Raw genomic sequence first — 25,122 nt, 5'->3', positions numbered from 1 at the left:
AGAGTGGCCCGCTCGCGGCAAGGGGGAAGACGCGATGACGTCGAACAGCATGCACACCGGCGGCGTGGCGAACGCCCGGCGCACCCGGCTCGCGGCCGGATGGGCGCCGGCGCAGGACGTGGAGACGCGCGAGTACCAGGTCCACGACGGCCCGGTGGCCAACGCGAACCGGTCCCGCGCGGAGGAGGACCCCGCCGCCGGCGGCGAGTCCTGACCAGCGCGGTACCGCCTGCGGGGGGTCCGGTGGCGCGGGTGACTAGGCTCGACCGGGTGGAGCAGACCACCCGAGGCCGGTTCACCGGGCCGCCGCTGACCCCCCGTACCGCTGTCATCTGGTCGGTCCTCGCCGATGAGCTGGACCGACGTGCCGGCGCCGAGCTGACCGTGCTCGACGTCGGCGGTGGGACCGGCGGCTTCGCCGTCCCGCTCGCCCAGGCCGGGCACCGGGTCACCGTGGTCGACGCCAGCCCCGACGCGCTCGCCGCGCTGACCCGCCGGGCCGCCGAGGCCGGGGTCGCCGCCCGGGTACGCGCCGTGCAGGGCGACGGCGACGCCCTGGCCGGGCTGGTCGAACCGGCCAGCGCCGACCTGGTGCTCTGCCACTCCGTGCTGGAGGTGGTCGACGACCCGACGCCGGTGGTCACCGCGCTGGCCGCCGCGCTGCGACCCGGGGGTGCGGCCAGCGTGCTGGTCGCCGGCCGGGCCGCCGCCGTGCTGGCCCGGGCGATGACCGGCCACCTGGACGTCGCCGCCGCGCTCGCCGCCGCCCCGGACGGCTCCGCCGGGCCGCGCGACACCCTGCGCCGGCGCTTCGACGCCGACGGCGCCGCCGCGCTGCTGCGCGCCGCCGGGCTCACCGTCGAGGAGATCCACGGGGTACGCGTCCTCGCCGACCTGCTCCCCGCCGCCGTGGCCGACGGCCAGCCGGGCAGCCTGGTCGAGCTGGAACGGGCCCTCGCCGCCCGGTCGCCGTACCGGGACCTCGCCGCCCAGCTGCACCTGTTCGCCCGCCGGCCGGCCTGACGGCATGACCTCCGCCGCACCGCCCGATCCGCTGGACGTCGTGGCGCCCCGCTACGGCGGCGGCAGCCTCGCCGACGTGGTGCCCAGCGCGCTGGCGGTGCTCGGCGTGCCCGGCGCGGTCGACCTGCTCGGGCTCACCCCCCGGCTGGCCGGGGTGCGGCGGATCGCCGTGCTCCTGGTCGACGGGCTCGGCTGGTACCAGATCCCGACGGCCGCGCCGTACGCGCCGACCCTGGCCGGGCTTGCCGCCACCGTCGGTAGGCCGCTGACCTCGGGTTTTCCCTCCACCACCCCGACCAGCCTGGTGAGCTTCGGCGCGGGCGTCGCGCCCGGGCCGCACGGGGTGCTCGGCTTCACCGTCCGGGTGCCCGGCACCGACCGGGTGCTCAACCACATCGAGTGGGCCGGTGACCCGGAGCCGCTGACCTGGCAGCCGGTCCGTACCCAGTGGGAGCGGGCCCGGGCGGCCGGCGTCGCGGTGACCGTGGTCAGCCGCCCCGAGTTCGCCGGCAGCGGGTTGACCCTGGCCGCCAACCGGGGCGGCGACTACCGGGGCGCCACCGGGGTGGACGCCCTGGCGGCGACGATGCTCGCCGCGCTCGCCGCCGGCCCCGGGCCGACCCTGGTCTCCGGCTACCACCCCGACCTGGACCGGCACGGTCACCTGACCGGCGTCGACTCCGCACCCTGGCGGATCGCCGCCGCCGAGGTGGACGCGCTGCTCGCCCGGCTCGTCAACGGGCTGCCGGCGGACGCCGCGCTGCTGGTCACCGCCGACCACGGGCAGCTCGACGTGCCCGCCGCGCACCGCTTCGACCTGGACACCGACTCCCGGCTGCGGGCCGGCGTGCGGGTCGTCGCCGGGGAGCCGCGGGTGCGCTACCTGCACGTCGAGCCGGGTGCCGTGGACGACGTGGTGGCCGCCTGGTCGGCGGTGCTCGGCCCGGCCGCCCGGGTGGAGACCCGGGCGGAGGCGGTGGCCGCCGGGCGGTTCGGCCCGGTGCCGGAGGAGCACCTGCAACGCGTCGGCGACGTCGTGGTGACCTGCCACGGCACGTACGCCGTGCTGGCCAGCCGCTCCGAGCCGCCCGCGGTGTCCCGGCTGGTGGCGTACCACGGGGCGGACACGGCGGCGGAGCTGACCATCCCGCTGCTGGTGGTGCGGGGCTGACCGGTCGGGCTGTCGTACCCGGGGGCTAACCTGCGGGAATGGGTCGGAGCCAGTCGTTGCCGCGCGGCGGCGGTGACCCGCGCTTCGGGCCGGACGCCGACGACTCCGGCAGCCCGATCCTGCACGTCGACATGGACGCCTTCTTCGCCTCGGTGGAGGTGCGTCGTCGCCCCGAGCTGCGCGGCCGGCCCGTGGTGGTCGGTGGCGTCGGGCCGCGCGGCGTGGTCAGCTCCGCCAGCTACGAGGCCCGGCGGTACGGCGTCCGCAGCGCCATGCCCACCATGCGCGCCCGGGCGCTCTGCCCGCACGCGGTCTACCTCCCGCCCGACTTCACGCAGTACACGGCCGCCTCCCGGGCGGTCATGCAGATCTTCCGGGACGTCACCCCGCTGGTCGAGCCGCTCTCCCTGGACGAGGCGTTCCTGGACGTGGCCGGCGCCCGGCGGCTGTTCGGGCCGCCGGCCGAGATCGCCCGCCGGATCCGCGAACGGGTGGCGGCCGAGCAGGAGCTGACCTGTTCGGTCGGGGTGGCCCCGACCAAGTTCGTGGCCAAGCTCGGCTCCACCCGGGCCAAGCCGGACGGCCTGCTCGTGGTGCCCGCCGACCGGGTGCTGGACTTCCTGCACCCGCTGCCGGTCGGCGCGCTCTGGGGGGTGGGGGAGCGCTCCGCCGAGACGCTGCGCCGGCTGGGCCTGAACACCATCGGCGACCTGGCCGAGGCACCGTACGGCATGCTCCGCAAGGCGGTCGGCGAGGCGTCCGCCAGCCACCTGCACGAGTTGGCCTCGGGGCGCGACCCGCGCACGGTCAGCCCCGAGCACGTGGAGAAGTCGATCGGCGCCGAGGTGACCTTCGACGCCGACGTCGCCGACCCGGTGGAGATCCGCCGCGCCCTGCTCGCCCTCAGCGACAAGGTCGGCGCCCGGCTGCGCCGGGCCGGGCAGGTCGGCCGGACGGTCTCGCTCAAGGTGCGGCTGACCGACTTCCGCACGGTCAACCGGTCCCGCACCCTCGGCGTGTCCACCGACGTCGCCCGGGAGATCTTCGACACCGCCTGGGCGCTGTACACCGTTCTCGACCCCGCCGAGCGCGTCCGCCTGGTCGGCGTCCGGGTGGAGGGGCTGGCCGGGGTGACGGAGACGCCGCAGCAGCTGACCCTCGGCGCGCCCGAGCGCGGCTGGCGGGAGGCGGAAGCTGCCGCCGACGCTGCGGCTGCCCGTTTCGGGCGGTCCGTCATAGGTCCGGCCAGTCTGCTCGGCAAGCGTGATACCCGTCGAGGCGAAAATCCGACCCGGCCGTAGGTCGTCCCGCTTTCCGACGCGCGAGCCCCCTCGTAGACTTGACGGCAAGCAGCCGGTTGGCTGCCACGGTCTGTCGGCCCGACCGGGCCGACCAACGTGACCGGGGAGGAGTGCCGTGCCGCTCTCGGAGCACGAGCAGCGGCTGTTCGAGCAGATCGAGCGGTCGCTTGCCGAGGACCCCAAATTCGCCTCGGCCGTGCGCGCCAGCGACCCGCGTTTCCACGCGCGGCGTCGCCTGCTCGTCGCTGCCGGCGTGGTCGTCGTCGGCCTGGCCCTGTTGGTTTACGGCGCGGTGATCAAGACTCCGCCGCTGGCAGTGGCGGGCTTCGTCGTCATGCTGGCCGCGCTGGGCTACGCGGTGCAGTCGCATCGCCGGTCGCAGTCACCCGACCTGCACGTGGTGGGTGGCACGACGACGAGTCGCCGTCGTCCGCGCGGACGCGCGGGTGGTCGACGGCCGTCGCTGCTGGACCGCATGGAGGACCGGTGGCGGCAGCGTCCGGAGGGACATCGCTGAACGCTCACCGCCCCTGAGGCGGGTGGGCGTCGCCACGACGGTGGGTGCCGGACGCGGTCCGGCCACCTCCGTCGTTTCCGCACGTCCGGCCCCGATCCGAGGCCGGGTCGTCGGTCGTGATCGACTCGGTGTCGGCGCCGTGGCGGGGTCCGGAGGCGCGGAATGCCGCCATGTCGGCGATATTGCCTGCCGCCGCAGACGGCGGCGGCTCGTCGGTGCCGCCCGGTCCGCCGAGGCGTGCTCGGGGCCGGAGTGGCCCCGAGCACGTGGCCGGGTGAGGGCCGGGTCAGGCCCGGCGGGCGGCGCGGTTGGCGAGCAGCCGGCGCGGGTTCCAGCGCAGCAACCGTGAGCGGGTCCGCCCGCCACTGGCAACCAGCCGGGAGGACGAGTCCGCCACCGTCAGCCGCCAGCGCAGCAGCACCGACGGCGGCAGCACGGTCGCCAGGAACCGGGTTCGCCGGTCCGACCGGGCGGCGATGGCGCCCCGGACCGTCGTCAACGCCCGGTGCAACGGCTCGCCGGTGAGCGGGTCACGGGCGTAACGGGCCCGCTCCTCCGCCCGGCCGAGCAGCCGTACCGCCGCCGCGGACGCGGTGTCGTCGGCGACGGCCTCGCGGGCCAGGCGCTCGGCGGTGGCCCGGGGCGTCTCGGTGTGGTCCACGCGTACCCGGTAGTCGACCAGCGTGTCCAGCAGCTCGTCCCAGGCCGCGTGCGCGTCGGCGCGGGCCCGGTCGTGGTCCGCGCCGAGCACGACCATGCCGGGCGCGTCGGCGCCCGCCCCGCCCGCAACGTCCGGGCCGCCGGCGACGGCGGCGACCGCCCGGGCCGGCCGGCCGTGGCGGCGACGCCGCAGCGCCATCCGCCGCAGGGCCGGCAGGCAGAGCAGGGCGATCAGCGCCAGCACGGCGCCCGCCGTCCACCAGGGCCAGCTCGGCGCGCGCCGGGTCGGGGCGCCGCCGGCGGCGTCGAAGCCGGCGTCGGTGTCCCGGTCGGCGGCGTCCTCCCGGTCCGGCCCGGCCGTGGCGGCCGGGTCCTCCGGGGAGGCGCCCGGCGCGCTGGTCTCCGACGGCTCCGGGTCCGGGGCGTCGCTGTCCGGGGCCCAGGCCGAGCGGTTCGCGCCCTGCACCGCGTACGCCGGGGTCGCGTCGAACGGGACCCAGCCCAGCTGGTCGAAGTAGACCTCCGTCCAGGCGTGCAGGTTGCGGTTGGTCAGCAGGTACGTGTCGTCGCCGGCGCTGGTGCCGTTGGTGAAGCCGAACGCCACCCGGGCCGGGATGCCGGCGGAGCGCACCAGCCAGGCCATCGCCGCCGCGTACTGCTGGCAGTAGCCGACCTTGTTGGTGAGGAAGTCGACGATCTCCTCGCCGCTGGTGCCGCCCTTGGTGCTCAGCGAGTAGCTGAAGCCGTTCTCCCGGGAGAAGTAGTCGTAGATCGCCCGGACCTTGTCGTAGTCGTTCTGCTTCCCCTCGACCAGCCGGGACACCAGCAGGTCGACCTGCTGCACCGCCGGCCGCCGGGTCTGCTGGACGGCGATCGGGTGCTCGGCGGGCAGGGAGCGGGCCCGGCGCAGAGCCGACGGGGTGAACGTCGAGCGGACGTACTCGAAGGAGTAGCGCTTGCCCCGGGAGTTGTCCCCCCTGGAGAAGACCACCCCGAGGTTGGAGTCGTAGAGCCAGTTGCCGCTGAGCCCGTCGACGTTGACCGGGTCGGCGTACACCGGCACGAACGGCATGTCCAGGTTGCGGGTGACCTCCACCGTGGCCCGGTACCGCTGCTGCTCGGCGCCCTGCCGGGCCGGTGGGGCGGGCAGGTCCCGGTCCACCCGCCGGCCGTTGGGCGGGCGCACCCGGAAGCCGTCCGGCCGCAGCTCGTCGGCGACGCCGAAGCGCAGGTAGAACGGGCTCGACTCGGTGGTGGTCACCTTGACCATCTCGGCCACCTCGCTCTGGTTGAGCTGGCCGCTGAGCGCGGCGAACAGGTCGATCCGGCCGGGGCTGCCGCCCTGGCCGGGCCGCCCGTTGCCGGTGCCGTTGCCGGTCGAGTTGACCTGGTCGAGCAGCCCACCGGTCATCCCGGGCACGGCCAGCGGGAGCACCACGGCCAGCGCCACGCCCACCACCGCCAGCCGGCGACCGGCCGCGGCCAGCGGGGAGGACTCCCAGACGTCGACGTCGCGTCCCTCGCCGGTGAACCGGCGGCCGAACCGGCGTACCCGGTCGACGTTGTCGGTGACCAGCAGCCACAGGTAGCCGGAGGCGCCGACCACGAACGGCAGCGCGGGCACGCTGTCCACGTAGACCGCCACCGGCACCGAGTAGATCGCCAGCATCGGCAGGCCGGCCAGCGCCGGACGGCGCAGCCCCACCGCGAGCACGTCCACCATGATCGCCACCGAGCCCACTCCGAGCACGGTGATGAACAGCAGCGGGGTGGTGTCCGGCACCTCGACGCCGTACGAGCGCATGTCCTGCAACGAACCCTGCAACAGCTCGCCGAAGTGGGCCAGGGTGGCCGGCGTGGGCAGGAACGCGACCAGCTCGGTGCCGCCCGGGAAGAGCCAGGTCAGGGCGAGCAGCAGGCCGGCCAGCATGCCCAGCACCTGGCCCCACAGGGGAGCCCGGACCAGTCGGGTCAGCGCGGCCACCCCGGCGACCACGGCCACCGCGATGGCGGCCTCGATCAGCCAGGTCCAGCGCTGGAAGATCGAAGACAGCGGCGCCGCGGCGAGCAGAGTCGCCGCGGCGGCCACGAAGCCGAGGTTCCGGGACGCGATCACGACGTCACCCTTTCCGTCATCGGACGCCGCCGGCGACCGTCTCGGCGAGCGCCGCGCGCAACGCGAAGCCCTGCGAGCCCCGGGCGGCCTGCGGCCAGAGCGCCGGCAGCCGGCCGCCGTGGTCCACCCCGATCACCCGCCAGCCGCCCTGGAGCAGGGCGAGCGCGGCCGCGCCGTGCGCCCGTTCCGACTCGGCGCGGGCCTTCTCCGGCAGGTTGAGCCAGGTGGAGCTGTCCAACAGGAAGGCGACGCAGGTCGCCCCGTTGGCGCGCAGCCCGGCCAGCAGCTCGGCCTCGGCGGTGCTCACCGCACCGAGCAGGGCGATGATCAGGCCGCCGTCGGAGCGCTGCCGGACCCGCTGCACCAGGGTGGCGACCTCGCCGCGCTGGTCGAGGCGGACGTCCGCCAGGTGGTCCAGGAGCAGGCCTTCCCCGGCGCCCTCGGTGGCGTCCACGTCCGCACCGGAGCCGGTGACCAGCCGCAGCTTGTAGCCGGACTGGCGCAGGTGCACCGCGATGCTCGCGGCGGCGGAGACCGCCCACTCGAAGCTGGCGGTCGGGCCGTCGCCGCGGTGGCCGAACGCCCGGGTGTCCAGCACGACGGTGGCCCGGCTCTCCCAGGGCTGCTCCTCGCGGCGCACCATCAGCTCACCGGTGCGGGCGGTGGACTTCCAGTGCACCCGGCGCAGGTCGTCGCCGACCCGGTACTCCCGGGTGGCGGCGTCGTCCTCGCCGTGCACCGCCACCGACCGGGCCCGGCTGTCGCCGCTGCCGGCGTACTCGCCGGGGAGGCGGACCGTCGGCAGCGGGCTGACCTGGGGGATCACGGTCAGGTGGTCGGTGCTGGGGAAGGCCCGGGTCAGCTCGCAGAGCCCGAACGGGTCGGTCAGCCGGACCACCAGCGGGCCCACCTCGTACCGGCCGCGCACGTCGGCGCGGACCGTGTACGCCACCGAGCTGGCCTGGTGCGCGCCGAGCCGCTCCAGCACCACCCGGGGCCGGCTGCCCAGCGCGTACGGCAGCCGGTCCTCCAGCAGCAGGGTGCCGGTGGGCAGGCGGGACATGTTCTGCAGGCGCAGCACCACCCGGGAGCTGGCCCCGACCGGCACCCGGTGCGGCTCCAGCGACCGGTTGCAGGCCAGCTTGTAGCGGCTGCGCCCGACGTAGAGCGCGGCGAGCAGCGGCAGGACGGCGAGCAGCACGGCCACCCGCAGCAGGTCCTTCTCGCCGAGGATGCCGGCGGAGACCGCCGCCGCGACCGCGGCCGCCAGGAACGAGCGGCCGCGGGTGGTCAGGCCGCGCAGCCCGTCGCGCACCTCAGGGCCTCCGCGGCTCGTACGGCCCGCGGCCGTTGCCCGCGGCGGGCCGCGGCGTGTCGTACGGGGTGCGCTTGCGCTCCTGCGGCAGCGCCAGCCGGTGCACCAGCTCCGAGACGATCGCGTCGGTGGTGCGCCGGGCCAGCTGGGCGTCGGCGGTCGGGATGATCCGGTGCGCCAGCACCGGCACCGCCAGCGCCTGCAGGTCGTCGGGGAGCACGTAGTCGCGACCCTCCAGCGCGGCGACCGCGCGGGCGGTGCGCAGCAGCTGGAGCGTGGCCCGGGGGGAGGCGCCGAGGCGCAGGTCGGGGGCCTCGCGGGTGGCGGTGACCAGGTCGACCGCGTACTGCTTGACCGCGTCCGCGACGTGCACCTGCCGGACCGTGGCGATCAGCTGGCGCACCGTCGCGGCGTCGGAGACCGGGCGCAGCTCCTGCAGCGGGTCGGTGGCGCCGTGGCCGTCCAGCATGGCCAGCTCGGCGCCGGGGTCGGGGTAGCCCATGGCGATCCGGGCGGTGAACCGGTCGCGCTGCGCCTCCGGCAGGGGGTACGTCCCCTCCATCTCGATCGGGTTCTGGGTGGCGATCACCATGAACGGCGTCTGGAGCTGGTAGGTGACCCCGTCGACGGTGACCTGCCGCTCCTCCATGCACTCCAGCAGCGCCGACTGGGTCTTCGGCGAGGCCCGGTTGATCTCGTCGCCGACCACCAGGTTGGCGAAGACGGCGCCCGGACGGAACTCGAAGTCGTGCGTCTCCTGGTTGTAGACGCTGACCCCGGTGACGTCGCTGGGCAGCAGGTCGGGGGTGAACTGGATGCGCCGGACCGAGCAGTCGATCGAACGGGCGAGGGCCTTGGCCAGCTTGGTCTTGCCGACCCCCGGCACGTCCTCGATCAGGAGGTGTCCCTCGGCGAGCAGGACGGCCAGGGCGAGGCGCACGGTCGCGGTCTTGCCTTCGATGACCTGCTCGATGTTGGCCACGATGGCTTCGCTGGCGGCGCGGAACTGGTCGTGCGGCAGCAGGCCGCCCACCTCGTCCCAGGTCTGTTGTGTCACGGGCCTCCTCCTCGTCGCCGGAACGGCAGCTCTGTATAGAGCACCTGGACCCGCCGTTGGGTTCGCGACGCCGAGCCACGTCTGCCGCAGAAATCTCACTGGTTCTCAGGCTAACCATGTTTCTCGTTGTCGCCGACCCCCGCAGGTAGACGGTCGGTTACGCCCCGAATATTCGCCGCAACGGGGGACCTGACGGTCGCTGTCGGTGCCCGCCATGATCACGATGGGCACCGGCGCGGGCCCCGGCGAGGGTGGACCCGGCCGAACCGCGGTGGCGGGCCACCCGCGCGCCCGGCGAGCGGGGTACACTGCCGGACATGGCCGGAGTCTTCCTGCTTCTTACCGGGCCGTGCTGATGCGCTGACGCGCGACAGCACGGCGGCCCCTCCTGCGCGAGGGGCTTTTTTGTGCCCTCCGCCGGCCGGCGTGCGCCCCGCGACCCGCCCGGCCCGGACGGGCCGCACCGAGAGCGGATCCACTCCCCATACCGACCCATGACCACGCCGAGCGAGGTCAGCACCCAGCCCGGCCGCGCACGGCCGGCGGCGACGAGCGAAGCGAGGAGACGCCATGAGTGAGGCAGCCGCACCGGCGGGCGACATTCCCCCCTACCGGTACACCGCGGCCCTGGCCGACGAGATCGAAAACCGTTGGCAGGACGTCTGGGCGCGCGAGGGCACCTTCCACGCCCCGAACCCGACCGGCCCGCTGGCCGACCCGGACCACCCCCGCGCCGGCGCGGAGAAGCTGTACGTGCTGGACATGTTCCCGTACCCGTCGGGCGCCGGCCTGCACGTCGGCCACCCGCTGGGCTACATCGGCACCGACTGCTTCGCCCGCTACCAGCGGATGGCCGGGCGCAACGTGCTGCACGCGATGGGCTTCGACGCGTTCGGCCTGCCCGCCGAGCAGTACGCGGTGCAGACCGGCACCCACCCGCGTACCACCACGGTGGCGAACATCGAGCGGTACAAGGCGCAGCTGCGCCGGCTGGGGCTGGCCCACGACGAGCGCCGTTCGGTGGCGACCATCGACACCGACTTCTACCGCTGGACCCAGTGGATCTTCCTGCAGATCTTCAACTCCTGGTACGACCCGGACGTGCGCAGGGCCCGCCCGATCGCGGAGCTGATCGCCGAGTTCGAGGGCGGCAACCGGCCCACCCCGGACGGCCGGCCCTGGGCCGAGCTGACCGTGGCCGAGCGGCGGACGATCGTCGACGACCACCGGCTGGCGTACGTCTCGCAGGCCCCGGTGAACTGGTGCCCCGGGCTGGGCACCGTGCTGGCCAACGAGGAGGTCACCGCCGACGGCCGCTCCGAGCGGGGCAACTTCCCGGTCTTCAAGCGCAACCTGAAGCAGTGGATGATGCGGATCACCGCGTACGGCGACCGGCTGCTGGACGACCTGGACACCCTGGACTGGCCCGAGCCGATCAAGCTGATGCAGCGCAACTGGATCGGCCGCTCCCAGGGCGCCCACATCGACTTCCCCACGGAGCGGGAGCCGATCCGGGTGTTCACGACCCGCCCGGACACCGTCTTCGGCGCCACCTACATGGTGCTGGCCCCGGAGCACGAGCTGGTCGACGCGCTGGTGCCGGCGACATGGCCGGCGGGGACGAAGGACGCCTGGACCGGCGGACACGCCAACCCGCGCGCGGCCGTGGAGGCGTACCGGAAGGCGGCGGCGGCCAAGACCGACGTCGAGCGGCAGGCCGACACGAAGGAGAAGACTGGCGTCTTCGTCGGCGCGTACGCCGTCAACCCGGTCACCGGCGGGCAGATCCCGATCTTCATCGCCGACTACGTGCTGGCCGGCTACGGCACCGGCGCGATCATGGCGGTGCCCGCGCAGGACGAGCGGGACTGGGCGTTCGCCGAGGTCTTCGAGCTGCCGATCGTGCGGACCGTGCAGCCGTCGGAGGGCTTCGACGGCAAGGCGTACACCGGGGAGGGTCCGGCGATCAACAGCGCCGCGCCCGACCGCGGCCTGGACCTGAACGGCCTGGGGGTCGCCGACGCCAAGGCGGCGATCATCGAGTGGCTGGAGGCCAACGGGCACGGCGCCGGCGCGGTCACCTACCGGCTGCGCGACTGGCTGTTCTCCCGGCAGCGCTACTGGGGCGAGCCGTTCCCGATCGTGTACGACGAGACCGGTGCGGCGATCGCGCTGCCCGAGGAGATGCTGCCGGTCGAGCTGCCCGAGGTGGACGACTTCTCGCCGCGCACCTTCGACGCCGACGACGCCGACAGCAACCCGGAGACCCCGCTGTCGCGGCGGCGCGACTGGGTCGAGGTGGAGCTGGACCTGGGTGACGGCCCGAAGCGCTACACCCGCGAGACCAACGTGATGCCGCAGTGGGCCGGCTCCTGCTGGTACGAGCTGCGCTACCTGGACCCGACCAACTCGGAGCGGTTCGTCGACGCGGAGAACGAGCGGTACTGGATGGGCCCGCGCGGCGAGGGCGACTGCGGCGGCACCGACATGTACGTCGGCGGCGCCGAGCACGCCGTGCTGCACCTGCTGTACGCCCGGTTCTGGCACAAGGTGCTGTTCGACCTGGGCCACGTCTCGTCGTTCGAGCCGTTCCGCAAGCTGTTCAACCAGGGCTACATCCAGGCGTACGCGTACACCGACGCCCGGGGCGCCTACGTGCCGGCCGAGGACGTGGTCGAGCGCGACGGCGGCTTCTACCTGGGCGACACCCGGGTCAACCGCGAGTACGGCAAGATGGGCAAGTCCCTGAAGAACGTCGTCACGCCCGACGAGATGTGCGCCGCGTACGGCGCCGACACGTTCCGGGTCTACGAGATGTCGATGGGTCCGCTGGAGGTGTCCCGCCCGTGGGAGACCCGGGCGGTCGTCGGGTCGTACCGGTTCCTGCAGCGGGTCTGGCGGGCGGTCGTCGACGAGCAGACCGGCGCGCTGCGGGTCACCGACGCCCCGGCCGACGAGGCGACCCGGCGGCTGCTGCACAAGGTGGTCGACGGGGTCCGCGGTGACATGGAGGCGATCCGGTTCAACACCGCGATCGCCAAGCTGATCGAGCTGACCAACGGGCTGACCCGGCTGTCGGAGACCCCGCGCGAGGTGGCCGAGCCGCTGGTGCTGATGCTGGCGCCGTTCGCCCCGCACGTGGCCGAGGAGCTGTGGCGGCGGATGGGGCACGAGACCTCGCTGACGTACGCGGACTTCCCGACCGCCGACCCGGCGCTGCTGGTCGCCGACACGGTGACGTACCCGGTGCAGATCAACGGCAAGGTCCGCGGCCGGGTCGAGGTCCCCGCCGACGCGTCCGAGGAGACCGTCCGCGCGGCGGCCCTGGAGGCGGTCGCCGGCCCGCTGGCCGGCAAGGAACCCCGCAAGGTCATCGTCGTCAAGGGCCGCATGGTCTCCGTCGTCGCCTGACCAGGCTCGTCAGAAGCTCCGCCCCGCCCCGCCCCGTTTCCCGCATGGGGCGGGGTGGGTGGGTGGGGGCTATGGGTCGCGGCGGTAGACGACGGTCACGGCGGTCAGGGTCGCGGCCAGGGACCAGGCGGCGAGGGTGAGCCAGGAGCCGGTCACCGTGGCCGGGAACGGGTCCGGGTTGATGACGTCCGGGTGCACCTCGATCAGTCGCAGCCAGGCGGTGAGGGGCAGGGCGTTGTACAGCTCGGCGATCCACCGGTGTTCGTCGCTGTCCACCACCATCGGCACCAGCACGAGTACCGACGTGGCCCCGGCCACGGCCCCGGCGGCGTGTCGGGTGAGTGCGCCCAGACCCATCCCGACCAGCGCGCACACGGGCACGAGCACGGCGCTCGCCACGACGGCGCGCAGCACCCCCGGCTCGCCGATCGACCAGCCGGCGTCCCGGTCGGCGAGGATCGCCTGGGACACCCAGAACGAGGTCCCTGCGGTGGCCGTGCCGAGGACGAGCATGACCCCGGCCAGTACGGCGGCCTTCGCCGCGACCACCGCCCGGCGGGCGGGGACGGCGGCGAACGTGGCCCGGATCAGCCCGCTCTGGTACTCGCCGACGACGGTCAGGGCGCCGATGGTGGCCGAGGCGAGGATCAGCAGCAGGTAGCCGGCCTCGGGGAAGGCGTCGCGTACCGGCCCGTACAGACGGAACATCTCCCGGCGCCCCTCGGGGTACGCCGGCCAGTTCCGGTGGTCGGCGAGGCTGGCGTTGACGCTGACCCCGACCACGAACAGGAAGACCAGCGGCAGCGTCCAGCGGGTCGAGCGCAGCGACCAAAGTTTGATCCATTCGGCGGCCAGCAGGTCGCGGAACCGGGCCGGCGTTCCGGTCACGGTCGGCCGGCGGGTCAGCTCGGTCACGGCGGTCATCGGGTCCCCTCCCCGGCGAGGTATTCCACGCTGTCGGCGGTGAGTTCCATGAAGGCCTCCTCCAGCGAGGCGGTGCGGGTGGTCAGTTCGTGCAGCCCGATGCCGTGGGCGAGCGCGAGGTCGCCGACCCGGGCGGCCGTCAGGCCGGTCACGACGAGCGCCCCGGCGGCGGCCGGTCGGACGTCGGCGCCCTCGGCCGCCAGCACGGCGGCCAGCCTCGCCGCGTGGGGCGTACGGACGGTCACGCTGGCCCGGGTGCTCCCGGCGGCGAACTCGGCGAGGCTCTGCTCGGCGATCAGCCGGCCGCGGCCGATCACCACGAGCCGGTCGGCGCAGTGCTCCATCTCGCTCATCAGGTGGCTGGAGACGAAGACCGTGCGCCCCTCGCCGGCCAGCCGCCGGAACAGGTCCCGTACCCAACGCACCCCCTCCGGGTCGAGGCCGTTGAACGGCTCGTCGAAGAGCAGTACGGGCGGATCCCCGAGCAGCGCGGCGGCGATGCCGAGCCGCTGCCGCATGCCGAGCGAGAAGCCGCCGATCCGCCGTCGGGCGGCGGCGGACAGCCCCACCTCCCGCAGCACCTCCTCGACCCGGGAGCGCGGAATGCCGTTGCTGCGGGCCAGGGCCGACAGGTGGGCCACGGCGCTGCGCCCACCGTGCACGTCCCCGGCGTCGAGCAGCGCGCCGGCGTGCCGCAGCCCCCGGGGGCGGGCCCGGAAGGGCACCCCGTCGACCGTGGCGGTTCCGCTGGTCGGCACGGTGAGGCCGATGATCATCCGGAGCGTGGTGGACTTGCCGGCTCCGTTCGGGCCGAGGAACCCGGTCACGTGGCCGGGGCGCACGCTCAGGGTGAGGTCGTCGACGGCCGTCGTGCGGCCGTACCGTTTCGTCAGGGCGGTCAGTTCGATCACCCGTTCCACGCTGCCGGGCGGCGGGCCGGGCCGCGTCGCACCGGGGGCCACACCGCCGCGCCGGGCGTACGCCCCGGGGCGTACGCCCGTGGGTCGATGCCCGCGCCGGGCCCGGCTGGCTACGGTGTGCCCATGGACGCCACCCTGCCCGCGCCGCGCGCCGCCGCCGCGACCGCGCGGGCCGTCCTCGCGTGGGTCGGCGTCGTCGTCGCGCCCCTGCTCTGGGTGTACGCGCCGGCGGTCGCGGAGAGCGGTGACGGGGTCGGCTTCGGCGAGTGGTGGATCCCGCTGCGCTACCTGGTGCCGGCGCTGGTCGTCGCGCTTCCCGCCGGCCTGCTCCGGCACCGGCCGCTGCCGGCGCTCGGGCTGATGCTCGCCGGCGCGACCCTGCTGACCGCGACCGTCCACTCCAGGGAGGTCGGCTACCTCACCGACATCTGGTACCTCCAGTTCCTCGCGATCGACCTGGTGGTGGGGCTGGTCGCGGCGCAGCGGTCCCGTCGGGTGTCGGTGACCGCCGCCGGCGCGGTGCTCGTGGTGCAGGTCGGAGCCAGCTTCCTCAGCCTCGCCGGCGACCCGGTGAACCGGGCCGTGCTCTCCGTGCTGGCGGTCGTCACCGCCTGGACCGTCGGCGACTCGCTCCGGACCCGACGCCGGCACGCCGAGGCGCTGCGGTCGCACGCCGCCGCCGAGGCGATCACCGCCGAGCGGCTGCGGATCGCCCGCGAGCTGCACGACATGGTCGCGCACAGCATCGGCGTCATCGCCATCCAGGCCGGCGTCGGGGCCCGGGTCATCGACACCCAGCCGGCGCAGGCGCGCGCGGCGCTCGCCACCATCGAGGCGACCAGCCGGGACACCCTGGCCGGCCTGCGGCGTACCCTCGGCGCGCTGCGCCGACCGGACGCCGAGCCGGCGTCGCTGGACCCGACGCCCGGGCTGGCCGACCTCGACCGGCTGGTCGCCGCCGCCGGCGACGCGGGCGTCCAGGTGGAGCTGCTGCGGCGCGGCCGGCCGGTCGAGGTGCCGGCCGACCTCGGCCTCGCCGCGTTCCGGATCGTGCAGGAGGCGCTCACCAACGTGGTCCGGCACGCGGGCACCGACCGGTGCCGGGTGACGGTGGAGCACGGTCCCGGCGAGGTGGTGGTGGACGTCGTGGACGACGGCCGGGGCGGGCCGGTCGCCGGCGACGGGCACGGCATCGTCGGCATGCGGGAACGGGTCGCCCTGCTCGGCGGGCGGTTCCGCGCCGGGCCGCGCCCCGAGGGTGGCTTCCGGGTGACGGCCCGGTTGCCGGTGCCGGAGGCCGACCGGTGACTGTCCGGGTGGTGCTCGCCGACGACCAGCCGCTGGTCCGCGCCGGCCTGCGGGTGCTCATCGCCGACGCGCCGGGCATCGACGTCGTCGGTGAGGCCGGCACCGGCGCCGAGGCTGTGCGGCTGGCCCGCGAGGTCGCGCCCGACGTGGTGCTGATGGACCTGCGGATGCCCGGCACGGACGGCATCCAGGCCACCCGGGCGATCACCGGGCCCGGCGGGCCGACCCGCGTCCTGGTGCTCACCACGTTCGACGACGACGAGCACGTGCACGCCGCGCTGCGGGCCGGCGCCAGCGGGTTCCTGGTCAAGGACATGGCCCTCGACGACATCCTCGGCGCGATCCGGGTGGTGGCCGCCGGGGACGCGCTGATCGCGCCCGGCGTCACCCGCCGGCTCATCGCCGAGTTCGTCCGCCGACCCGGCCCACCGGCCCGACCGCGCGCGCTGGCCGGGGTGACCGACCGGGAACGGGAGGTCCTGACCCTGGTCGGGCGGGGCATGTCGAACGCCGAGATCGCCGCCGAACTGGTGATCAGCGCGGCCACCGCCAAGGCGCACGTGGCCCGGCTCTTCACCAAGCTCGGCGCCCGCGACCGGGTGCACCTGGTCATCGCCGCCTACGAGGCGAGGCTGGTCCACCCGTCGGAATGACCCACCCGGTCCCCGGCGGTCGGGCGCGGCCGTGCGGTCCCAATCGGGCGAGCGGCGCCCGGAAGGCGATACACGGAGCGTGACCTCCGTGGTGGCGCATGCTCCTATGACCGTGATACCTCAGGGTCATCAATATGCCTCTGAGGTATCACCCTCATAGGGGGACCTCCACTGCGGGCCGGGACGCCAGCAGGCCGGGACGCCAGCCCGCGGCACGAGCTGCGGCTGGCGGCGCGGGTGGCTTCAGGCGTGCAGGGTCGACTGCACGGTGCGCCGGTGGGTGCGCAGCCAGTCCTGCCAGCGGCGTACCCCGTCGACCGCGCCGGCCGCGCGCAGCCGGCGCATGCCGGGCTCGTCCCGGTCCGCGCCGGCGTCGATGCCCCGCCAGGTGCCCTCGATCTGGTCGAGCATGACGGTGACCAACACGTCCCGGGGGAGCGGCACCGGATCCGGTCCGGCGGCGGCCGCGTCGTAGGCGTCGCAGAGCAGCCGGCAGCGCCGGCCCAGCTCAGCCGGGTCGGCGCCCTCGCCCAGCCGCCCCCAGTGCCACGCGGCGAACGCCACGTCGTCGATCCGGCGGCCCGGCGCGGCGAGGTCCCAGTCTAGGAACGCCACCGGCAGTAGGCCGGCGGGCAGGTCCCGGTACACGGTGTTCTTCGGCGACACGTCGCGGTGGCAGACGGTCTCCGCGCCGCCGGCCAGAGCGGTGCCGGCGCAGGCGTCGTGCAGGGCCCGGATCAGTTCGGCCAGCCGGGTCAGCGCGGCGTCCGAGAAGAAGGCCGGGTCCTCCCGCTCCCGCCACGGCACCCGCCCGGCGACGTGGCTGAGCACCTGCCGGCCCCGCTCGTCGGTGCCCAGAAAACGGGGCGCCACCTGCGCGCCGACCCGGTCCAGGTGCGCCAACAGGGCGGTGACGAACCCGGCGTTGGCCGGGGGAGTGCGGCGGACGGTGTCGCCGATCCGGACCACCTCGGCGATGAACCCGCCGGCCAGCACCTCCTCGGCGTCGAACCCGCCGCCCCGCACCACCTCGCCGGCCGGGTCGCCGGCGCCGGCCACCTCGACGGTGGACCCGTCGGCGCCGGCCACCTCGGCGGACTGCCCGTCGGCGGCGGCCACCTCGGCGCGGCGCGGCGGCCCGCTCCCACCCGTCACGGTCGCGGCTCCATCGCACCGAGCCGGCGCTGCCGTTCGGCCCGCCACCAGCGGTGGATCAGCACGGCGCTGGCGATCAGGCCGAGGCTGGCGGGGGCGGCGGCGTACCAGTTGACCTCGCCCGGCGAGCTGACCGCCGCGCCGATCGCGGCGTAGCCGAACGCGGTCGGGGCGGAGGCCAGCGCGCTGCCGGCGAGGAACGGCAGCACCCGCGCGCCGGTGGTGCCGTAGCCGTAGCTGACCAGGCCGAAGCCGGCGATGGGCAGCAGCCGGACGGTGATCACTCCCAGCACGCTCTGCCGGGCGAACCAGCCGTCGAGTCGGGCCAGCCGGCCCCGGACCCGTTCCGCGACGAACTCCCGGCCCAGCACCCGGCCGACCGCGAAGCCGATCGCCGCGGCGAGCAGGGCCGCGCCGAGCGCGTACGCGGCGCCCTCCAGGGGGCCGAAGATGGCGCCGGAGGCGAGCGTGACGAAAGTCCGCGGGACCAGCGCGACCAGCAGCACCGCCCCGGCGGCGATCGCCGCGAGCGGGGCGTACCCGCCGAGGGAGTCGGCGAGGTGCGGCAGCCGGGCGACGTCCGGCCGGGGCGCCACCAGCAGCAGCACCCCGAAGCCGGCGAGCAGGAGCAGCAGCGCGGTGAAGCGACGCCCGGACGGCTGGCCGAGCAGCCGCCGGACGGCGTGGATCATGCCCGGTCGGCGGCGGCCACTGCGGCGCGGCGCTCGGAGCGGAGCCGGTCGGCCCAGGTGTCGTCCAGCGGCGGGAGCTGGTGCACCCCGGTGGCCCAGCGCAGCAGCAGGTCGGCCAGGGCCGGGTTGCGGGCCAGCGCCGGCCCGTGCGAGTACGTGCCGAGCAGCTTGCCGCGCCAGGCGCCCTCGGTGGCGCCGTCGTTGCCGACCCCGGCGGTGACCCGGGCCAGCGGCGAGACGCCGGGGCCCAGGTGGGTGCGCCCGCCGTGGTTCTCGAACCCGGACAGCGCCGGTACGCCCAGCCGCGGGTCGATCTCGCCGGCCAGCTCGCCGACGGCCCGGGTGGGGCCCCGGTCGGAGGAGAGGTCGAGCAGCTCCAGCCCGGCGCACTTGGTGCCCTTGGCGAAGAAGGAGGTGCCGAGCAGCTGGTAGCCGGCGCAGACGCCGAAGACCACGGAGCCCTGGGCGACCGCCCGGTGCAGGCCGCCGTCGGCGATCAGCCGCTGGGCGCCGAGCGCCTGCGGGCCGTCCTCGCCGCCGCCGATCAGGTAGATGTCGGCGGTGGCGGGCAGCCGCTGGTCGGAGCGGACCTCCAGCACCTCGACCGGCATCCCGCGCAGCTGCGCCCGGCGGGCCAGGATCAGCATGTTGCCCCGGTCGCCGTAGGTGGAGAGCAGGTCGGGGTAGATCCAGACGATGCGCAGGCTCTCAGTTGACACGGTCCAACTCCGCTCGGATGTCCTGGAAGGCGGTGTAGTTCGCGATGACCTCCAGCCGGCCCGGCGGGACCGCCCGGACCGCCTCGTCGAACGTCCGCACGTGCTGGAACGGCACGGCGTTGACGTCGAGCCGGACCGCCAGGTCGTACGCCCGGTCGCCGGTGATCAGCACCTGCCGGCCGCGCAGCGGGGCGAAGTCGACGTCGAAGAGCCAGGAGGTGTCCAGCCCGTCGGGGTCGCGGGCGTTGATGGAGAGCAGCGTCGGCGCCACGTCGGCCATGTCGAACGCCTCCAGCCAGCTGGCCGGGTTCTTGGCCAGCAGCAGCCGGATGTTGCGCCCGTCCCGGTCGACCTGGGCGTAGCGGCCGGCGACCGAGGTGACGGTGCCCAGCCGGGAGACCGCGTCGACGGGGCGTACCCCGAACTCGGCGGCGACGGCCAGCGCGGTGGCCGCGTTGCCGATGTTGACCTTGCCGGGGAGCTGGAGGGCCACCTTGTGCCAGGCGCCGGTGGGGTCGAGGACGCCATCGTCCTCCACGGTCCACTGCGGCTCGGGCCGGCGCAGCGGGCAGCCGGTGCACCACCACTGCTCTCCTGAGCGCTGGATGGTGGAGCCGCACTCGGGGCAGACCCAGGAGTCGTCGTGCCAGCGCTGGCCGGCGCTGAACCAGGTGACGTGCGGCGGGTTGACCCCGCGCGCCGGGTCGGCCGGCGGGGTGGCCGCCCAGACCACCATCGGGTCGTCGGCGTTGGCCACCACCCGCACGTCGGCGTGCCGGACCAGCGCCGCGCGCCAGAGCTGCGCCATCATGGCGACCTCCTTGGCCCGGTCCAGCTGGTCGCGGGAGAGGTTGAGCAGCGCCACCACGTGCGGCTCGGTGGACTCCAGCACCTGCGCGAGGTAGTGCTCGTCGACCTCCAGCACCGCGTACGGGGTGCTGCCCGCCTTGGCCAGGGCGGAGGTGTGGCCGGTCGGCATGTTGGCGCCGAACGAGTTGGTGGCCACCCGACCGAGCACCCCGACGGCGGCGGCGGCGAGCCGGGTGGTGGTGGTCTTGCCGTTGGTGCCGGAGACCAGCGCGATGGCGCGGCCGGCGGAGAGGTGGGCGAGCAGGTCGGGGTCGATCTTCAGCCCGATCCAGCCGCCGATCACCGAGCCGTCGCCCCGGCCGGCGGCGCGCGACAGGGCCGCGGCCGTCCGGGACACGGAGCTGGCCACCTTTGCCCGCAGGGGCATCTTCGCGTCCGTCACCCGAGCGAGGTTACCGGACCGGCACGCCCACCAGATCGCCGCCGACGGCGAACCGTTCGGCCGGATCCTTCTCGGGCGTCCGGTCGCCCCGCGCTCCGCCGGTCGGAGTCGACCGGTGTCGGGTAGCGGACGCGGCTCGGGGGGCGCTCCGGCCCTCCACTCCGCTCCACCCCTCCTGACGTGCGCTTTTGCCCGGCAGAGCGGCGCGCCACGCGGGCGTTTCTGGTTGCAGGTGGAGGGAAGTGGAGTAGAGTGGGGCGCGATGGTGAGGCCGGGAGGGCCCACCGGCCCGGGGGGTCAGCGGCGCCGCGAACGCCGCTAAAAGGGCGAGGGGGTAGGGCCGATGTTCCTCGGCACCCACACTCCGCGCCTGGACGACAAAGGCCGGTTGATCCTTCCGGCGAAGTTCCGGGACGAGCTGGCGGGGGGTGTCGTGATCACCAAAGGGCAGGAGCGCTGCCTCTACGTCTTCCCCACGCCCGAGTTCCAGCGGATCGCCGACCAGTTGCGCGCGCAGCCCATGACGCACAAGGCGGCCCGGGCCTACAGCCGGGTCTTCTTCGCCAGCGCGCACGACGAGGTCCCCGACAAGCAGGGACGGGTCACCATCCCGGCCCACCTCCGGTCGTACGCCGCGCTCGACCGGGACCTGGTGGTGATCGGGGCGAGCACCCGGGTGGAGATCTGGGACAAGGCGGCCTGGGAGACCTATCTCGCCGAGAGCGAAGACGACTTCGCCGACATCGAGGAGGGGGTGCTGCCCGGCGGCCTGTAGGGCGTGACGGCGCCCGACGTACTGCGAGATCTCCAGCCGCTTTCGAGTTCCTGGCACCCCTTCCCCGGTGCCAGGCGCACGATCAGTCTCCGGGGCCGCGGCCTCGGGAGGCGAAGCGGGAGCGGATGGGGATCTGGCGGTACGACGGCACGGCGTCGTCCGACGAGCAGGGTCGCAGGACCGAACGGAACTTTCAACCAGTGGGGGTCGACATGGGGGAGCTACGCGGCACGCACGTGCCGGTGCTGCTCGAGAGGTGTCTCGAGTTGCTGGCCCCCGCGCTGGACCGGGGTGACCGGACGGTGCACGTCGACGCGACGCTGGGGCTGGCCGGGCACGCCGAGGCGGTGCTGGAGCGGCACCCGCGGACGGTGCTGATCGGCCTGGACCGGGACACCGAGGCCCTCGCCCACGCGCGGGTCCGGCTGGCCCGCTTCGCCGACCGGATCCACCTGGTGCACGCCGTCTACGACGAGCTGCCCGAGGTGCTGGACCAGCTCGGCTATCCGGGCATCGACGGGATCCTGTTCGACCTGGGGGTCTCCTCGTTGCAGCTGGACGCGCCCGACCGCGGGTTCGCGTACGCCCAGGACGCGCCGCTGGACATGCGGATGGACCAGACCCGGGGGGTGACCGCCGAGGAGGTGGTCAACACCTACTCGCACCCGGACCTGGCCCGGGTGCTGCGGGTCTACGGCGAGGAGAAATTCGCCGGGCGGATCGCCTCGGCGATCATCCGGGAGCGCGAGCGCGGCCGGATCACCTCCTCGGCCCGGCTCGCCGAGCTGGTCAGGGAGAGCATTCCGGCACCAGCCCGGCGAACGGGTGGACACCCGGCCAAGAGAACGTTTCAGGCTTTACGGATCGAGGTAAACAGGGAGCTGGCAGCGCTGGAGACGGCGCTGCCGGCCGCTCTGGACAAGCTCAACGTGGGCGGCCGCATGGTGGTCCTGTCCTACCACTCGCTGGAGGACCGGCTCACCAAGCAGGCGCTCGCCGACCGGGTCCGCAGTAAGGGCCCGATCGACCTTCCGGTGGAACTTCCCGGGTCAGGCCCGACGTTCCGGCTGCTCAGCCGGGGCGCCGAGCTTCCCGGGGAGGCGGAGGTCGCCGTGAACCCGCGCGCCGCCTCGGTGCGCCTGCGGGCCGCGGAGCGACTCGACCCGGCCACCGCGCAGCAGGGGCGGACCGACCGCGAACGGTACCGCCGCCGGGTCAAGGCGATGCACCAACCGGGGACGGGGTCGACGTCGGGTTCCACAGTGGACCGTAGGTCGGCGCCGGGGGACGGCAGAGGGACGGACGAAGAGGGGGAGGGGACATGAACGTCAACAAGCGCGACGGCCGGGAGGCCGTCGGGCAGCGCGCACCGCGGTCGGGGGGCCGGACCGCGGCGCAGCGCACTACGCGCGGCGACAAGCCGGCGGACCTCGCCGGCCGGCAGGGGGAGACTCGCGCCCGGGGGGCGCGCGAGTTCCCGGTCCAGGGCAACGCCGCGCTGCGGCCGGCCGAGAAGGTCGCCGACACCACGGCCGCCCGGCCCCGGCTGCGGGTCGCTCCGCCGCCGCCGGTGCGGGTGCCGCGGGCGCCGTTCGCGGCGCTGATCGTGGTGCTGGTCGTCGGCGGGGTGCTGGGCATCCTGGCCGTCAACACGAAGATCAACGAGAACGCCTTCAAGCTCCAGCAGCTCCAGCAGCAGCAGTCCCGCCTCGACGTGGACGAGCAGCAGCTGAACAAGCAGATCGAGGAGGCCAAGGCGCCGGGCAACCTGACCGCCGAGGCGCGCAAGCTCGGCCTGGTCGAGGCCGGCGAGCCGGCGTACATCCGGCTGCCGGACGGCCGGATGATCGGCGTGCCGCAGCCCGCCGACGGACAGCCGGCGATCACCAGCCAGCAGGGCAACGGGGGATAGCAGTGCCGCCGAGATCGGACGAACCGCGCCGGGACCCCACCACGGGCTCCCGGCGCGGCCCGTCCCGGGCCGGCCGGGGCGGGGACCCGCGGACCGGCGAGCCGGGGATCGGCGGGATCTCCGACGCCCGGGCGTACACCCCCCGGGGCCGGACCATCCGGGAGAGCGGCGAGGAGCGGGCCGGCGGCCGTGAGGAGCGGGCCGGCCAGCGGCGTAACCCCCGGGCGGGCCGCTCCGGCGACCCGTTCCGCCCGGCGTTGCAGGTGCTTGACGGCGGCCGGGCGGGGGCCCGCGCCGGGCGGCGGGAGGCCGCTCCGGTCGCCCGGGCCGGCGTCATCCGCACCGTCCCGACCCGGCCGCGCTGGGTCGACGACGACGAGGAGGAGCTGGCGCCGCCGCGCCGCCGGGCCGGCGGGCGCGCACCGCGCCGGCCGGACCGCCCGGTGCCCCGCCGCCCCGCCCGCAAGCCGCGCCGGCCGCCGAAGCTGGCCGAGCCGCGCCGCCGGCTGCGGCTGGGCACCATGCTCGTGCTGGCGCTCTTCGTCACCATCGGCATCCGGCTGGTCTTCCTCCAGGCGGTGGACACCCCGGCGTACGCGGGTGGGGGCATCGACTCCCGGCTCACCCGGGTCGACCTGCCCGCCCCGCGCGGCGCGATCGTCGACCGCACCGGCGCGCCGCTGGCCCGCAGCGTCGAGGCCCGGTACGTCTTCGCCGACCCGACCCAGGTCAAGGACCGGGCGACCACGGCCCGGCTGCTCTCCCCGCTGCTCGGCGTGCCCGCCTCCGAGCTGGCCGAGAAGATGAAGCGGCGCGGCCTGCCCGGCGGCGGCGAGTCGCAGTTCCAGTACCTGGCCCGGGGCGTCGACATCCCCAAGGCCAAGCAGATCGAGGCGCTCGACCTCGCCGGCATCGGCACCCACCGCGACGAGCGGCGCGAGGTGCCCGGCGGCGATCTGGCCGCCAACCTGGTCGGCTTCGTCAGCCAGGACATGAACGGCCTGGAGGGGCTGGAGGCGCGCTACGACGACGTGCTCCAGGGCAAGGACGGCCGGCGCGTCTACGAGGCGGGCCAGGGTGACCTGGACGCCCCCATCCCCGGCGGCTACAGCCAGACCACCCCGGCCAAGCCGGGCAGCTCGCTGGTGCTCACCATCGACCGGGACCTGCAGTACCAGGTGCAGCAGGTGCTCGGCCGGCAGATGGCGCAGACCCGGGGCAGCGTCGGCGCGGCCGTGGTGCTGGACGTGGCGACCGGCGAGGTGCTGGCCCAGGCCAGCCACCCCAGCTACAACGCGGCCAACCCGGAGCCGAGCCGGCCGACCGACCGGGAGGACGCGGCGACCAGCTTCGTGGTCGACCCGGGGTCGGTGCACAAGGCGATCACCTTCGGCGCGGCGTTGCAGGAGGGCGTGATCACTCCCGACACCACCCTGCCCATCCCCAACACCGTCATCATGGGCGACACGACCTTCGCCGACACCCACCCGGCGAACGGCCGGCGGATGAGCCTGCCGGGGATGATGGCCTTCTCGTCCAACGTCGGCACCATCAAGATCGCCGACGAGCTGGGCCGGGACCGGCTGATCGACTACCAGAAGCGGTTCGGGCTGGGGCAGCCCACCGGCGAGGGGATGCCGGGGGAGGCCTCCGGGCGGCTGCTGCCCGCCGACGAGTGGAGCGGGTCGTCGTACGGGTCGGTGCCGATCGGGCACAGCGTGGACGCCACGCCCCTGCAGATGGCCGCCGCCTACGCCACCATCGCCAACAACGGCACGTACGTCCAGCCGCACCTGATCAAGGAGGTGATCAGCGGGGCGGACGGGAAGCGCACGCCCGCCGGGCCGCCGGTCACCCGACCGGTGCTCAGCCCGGCCAACGCCGCCGCGCTGCGCACCATCCTGGAGGCGGTCACCACCGTCGACGGGGCGACCGGCGTGGCCGCGGCGGTGCCCGGCTACCGGGTCGCCGGCAAGACCGGTACCGGCTGGCGGCTGGTCGACGGGGAGAAGCAGCCCGGCGAGGTCGGCTCGTTCATCGGGATGGCACCGGCGGAGAAGCCCCGGTACGTGGTGGCGGTCTTCGTGTGGAGCCCCGGCGGCGAGGGCGGCACGGTGGCCGCGCCCGCCTTCCGCGAGATGATGGGCTTCACGCTGCGGCATTACCGGGTTCCCCCGTCGGGCGGCAAGGCCCCCAAGTTCGAGGTCTTTCCGCGCTGAACAGCCAAGGCGGGACATCATC

At 74.9% G+C, this 25,122-nt stretch carries 21 protein-coding genes; 12 read left to right on the top strand and 9 right to left on the bottom strand.

The window, feature by feature from the left end; all coding sequences use genetic code 11:
- Positions 1-34 precede the first annotated feature (34 nt).
- The 5 genes from FHX75_RS29765 to FHX75_RS29745 all read left to right on the top strand — a co-directional run bounded on the left by FHX75_RS29765 (position 35) and on the right by FHX75_RS29745 (position 4,012).
- The gene (locus FHX75_RS29765) at positions 35-214 is read left to right on the top strand and encodes a hypothetical protein (RefSeq protein ID WP_088961103.1); all 180 of its coding nucleotides are present in this window, start codon (positions 35-37) and stop codon (positions 212-214) included.
- A gap of 38 nt (positions 215-252) precedes the next feature.
- Positions 253-1,023, top strand: a complete 771-nt coding sequence (locus FHX75_RS29760) for a class I SAM-dependent methyltransferase (protein WP_154943897.1) — start codon at positions 253-255, stop codon at positions 1,021-1,023.
- 4 nt (positions 1,024-1,027) lie between these two features.
- Complete coding sequence (locus FHX75_RS29755; RefSeq protein WP_154943896.1) at positions 1,028-2,194, top strand: alkaline phosphatase family protein; 1,167 nt, start codon at positions 1,028-1,030, stop codon at positions 2,192-2,194.
- Positions 2,195-2,232: 38 nt separating this feature from the next.
- A complete protein-coding gene (locus FHX75_RS29750) occupies positions 2,233-3,495 on the top strand; it encodes a DNA polymerase IV (protein WP_154943895.1) in 1,263 nt (420 codons plus the stop codon).
- A gap of 115 nt (positions 3,496-3,610) precedes the next feature.
- Positions 3,611-4,012 carry a DUF3040 domain-containing protein gene (locus tag FHX75_RS29745; protein ID WP_154943894.1) on the top strand — a complete coding sequence of 134 codons (402 nt, stop codon included), beginning with the start codon at positions 3,611-3,613 and terminating at the stop codon, positions 4,010-4,012.
- A 286-nt stretch (positions 4,013-4,298) separates the two neighbouring features.
- On the opposite strand, the gene FHX75_RS29740 is transcribed toward FHX75_RS29745, so the two are convergent.
- From FHX75_RS29740 to FHX75_RS29730, 3 genes are read right to left on the bottom strand one after another with little or no spacing between them, the layout of a single operon-like run.
- A complete protein-coding gene (locus tag FHX75_RS29740; protein WP_154943893.1) occupies positions 4,299-6,788 on the bottom strand; it encodes a transglutaminase TgpA family protein in 2,490 nt (829 codons plus the stop codon).
- 16 nt (positions 6,789-6,804) lie between these two features.
- A complete protein-coding gene (locus tag FHX75_RS29735; RefSeq protein WP_154943892.1) occupies positions 6,805-8,103 on the bottom strand; it encodes a DUF58 domain-containing protein in 1,299 nt (432 codons plus the stop codon).
- 1 nt (position 8,104) lies between these two features.
- On the bottom strand, positions 8,105-9,160 hold the full coding sequence (locus FHX75_RS29730) for an AAA family ATPase (protein ID WP_088961109.1): 1,056 nt from the start codon (positions 9,158-9,160) through the stop codon (positions 8,105-8,107).
- Between the two features lie 570 nt (positions 9,161-9,730).
- On the opposite strand from FHX75_RS29730, the gene leuS reads away from it, so the two are divergent.
- Positions 9,731-12,571 (top strand): leucine--tRNA ligase, encoded by a 2,841-nt coding sequence (gene leuS / locus FHX75_RS29725; protein ID WP_154943891.1) that lies wholly within the window; start codon positions 9,731-9,733, stop codon positions 12,569-12,571.
- A 69-nt stretch (positions 12,572-12,640) separates the two neighbouring features.
- Here leuS and FHX75_RS29720 read toward each other — a convergent pair whose 3' ends face one another.
- Both FHX75_RS29720 and FHX75_RS29715 read right to left on the bottom strand, forming a co-directional pair.
- Positions 12,641-13,495 (bottom strand): ABC transporter permease subunit, encoded by an 855-nt coding sequence (locus tag FHX75_RS29720; protein WP_154943890.1) that lies wholly within the window; start codon positions 13,493-13,495, stop codon positions 12,641-12,643.
- Positions 13,492-14,406: an ABC transporter ATP-binding protein gene (locus FHX75_RS29715; protein WP_425463545.1), complete on the bottom strand. Its 915-nt coding sequence runs from the start codon at positions 14,404-14,406 to the stop codon at positions 13,492-13,494. Before FHX75_RS29715 ends, FHX75_RS29720 begins: the two co-directional genes overlap by 4 nt.
- A 132-nt stretch (positions 14,407-14,538) precedes the next feature.
- On the opposite strand from FHX75_RS29715, the gene FHX75_RS29710 reads away from it, so the two are divergent.
- Entirely contained in the window at positions 14,539-15,723 is a 1,185-nt protein-coding gene (locus tag FHX75_RS29710) for a sensor histidine kinase (RefSeq protein WP_154943888.1), read from the top strand.
- Positions 15,720-16,376, top strand: a complete 657-nt coding sequence (locus FHX75_RS29705; RefSeq protein ID WP_154943887.1) for a response regulator — start codon at positions 15,720-15,722, stop codon at positions 16,374-16,376. Before FHX75_RS29710 ends, FHX75_RS29705 begins: the two co-directional genes overlap by 4 nt.
- Positions 16,377-16,619: 243 nt before the next feature.
- Here FHX75_RS29705 and FHX75_RS29700 read toward each other — a convergent pair whose 3' ends face one another.
- The 4 genes from FHX75_RS29700 to FHX75_RS29685 are packed head-to-tail and all read right to left on the bottom strand — an operon-like array spanning position 16,620 to position 20,179.
- Positions 16,620-17,531, bottom strand: a complete 912-nt coding sequence (locus tag FHX75_RS29700; RefSeq protein WP_211364639.1) for a phosphotransferase — start codon at positions 17,529-17,531, stop codon at positions 16,620-16,622.
- Positions 17,528-18,322, bottom strand: coding sequence for a TVP38/TMEM64 family protein (locus tag FHX75_RS29695; RefSeq protein ID WP_425463549.1), 795 nt, complete (start codon positions 18,320-18,322; stop codon positions 17,528-17,530). Before FHX75_RS29695 ends, FHX75_RS29700 begins: the two co-directional genes overlap by 4 nt.
- Positions 18,220-18,942: a type 1 glutamine amidotransferase gene (locus FHX75_RS29690; protein WP_154943885.1), complete on the bottom strand. Its 723-nt coding sequence runs from the start codon at positions 18,940-18,942 to the stop codon at positions 18,220-18,222. The genes FHX75_RS29695 and FHX75_RS29690 overlap by 103 nt, the downstream gene beginning before the upstream one ends.
- Positions 18,932-20,179 (bottom strand): MurT ligase domain-containing protein, encoded by a 1,248-nt coding sequence (locus FHX75_RS29685; protein ID WP_154943941.1) that lies wholly within the window; start codon positions 20,177-20,179, stop codon positions 18,932-18,934. Before FHX75_RS29685 ends, FHX75_RS29690 begins: the two co-directional genes overlap by 11 nt.
- A gap of 358 nt (positions 20,180-20,537) precedes the next feature.
- Between FHX75_RS29685 and mraZ the strand changes: the two genes are divergently transcribed.
- The 4 genes from mraZ to FHX75_RS29665 all read left to right on the top strand — a co-directional run bounded on the left by mraZ (position 20,538) and on the right by FHX75_RS29665 (position 25,100).
- Positions 20,538-20,969, top strand: coding sequence for a division/cell wall cluster transcriptional repressor MraZ (gene mraZ, locus FHX75_RS29680; protein WP_088961118.1), 432 nt, complete (start codon positions 20,538-20,540; stop codon positions 20,967-20,969).
- A gap of 212 nt (positions 20,970-21,181) precedes the next feature.
- A complete protein-coding gene (gene rsmH / locus FHX75_RS29675; protein WP_154943883.1) occupies positions 21,182-22,294 on the top strand; it encodes a 16S rRNA (cytosine(1402)-N(4))-methyltransferase RsmH in 1,113 nt (370 codons plus the stop codon).
- Positions 22,291-22,881, top strand: a complete 591-nt coding sequence (ftsL, locus tag FHX75_RS29670; protein WP_154943882.1) for a cell division protein FtsL — start codon at positions 22,291-22,293, stop codon at positions 22,879-22,881. Before rsmH ends, ftsL begins: the two co-directional genes overlap by 4 nt.
- Positions 22,882-22,883: 2 nt before the next feature.
- Positions 22,884-25,100, top strand: coding sequence for a peptidoglycan D,D-transpeptidase FtsI family protein (locus tag FHX75_RS29665; protein WP_154943880.1), 2,217 nt, complete (start codon positions 22,884-22,886; stop codon positions 25,098-25,100).
- The last annotated feature ends 22 nt before the right edge of the window (positions 25,101-25,122 follow it).

The sequence above is a fragment of the Micromonospora palomenae genome (assembly GCF_007829925.1).
Classification (GTDB): domain Bacteria; phylum Actinomycetota; class Actinomycetes; order Mycobacteriales; family Micromonosporaceae; genus Micromonospora; species Micromonospora purpureochromogenes.
The sequence above is the reverse complement of the archived record's forward strand: the minus strand, read 5'-3'. Positions and strand labels throughout refer to the sequence as shown.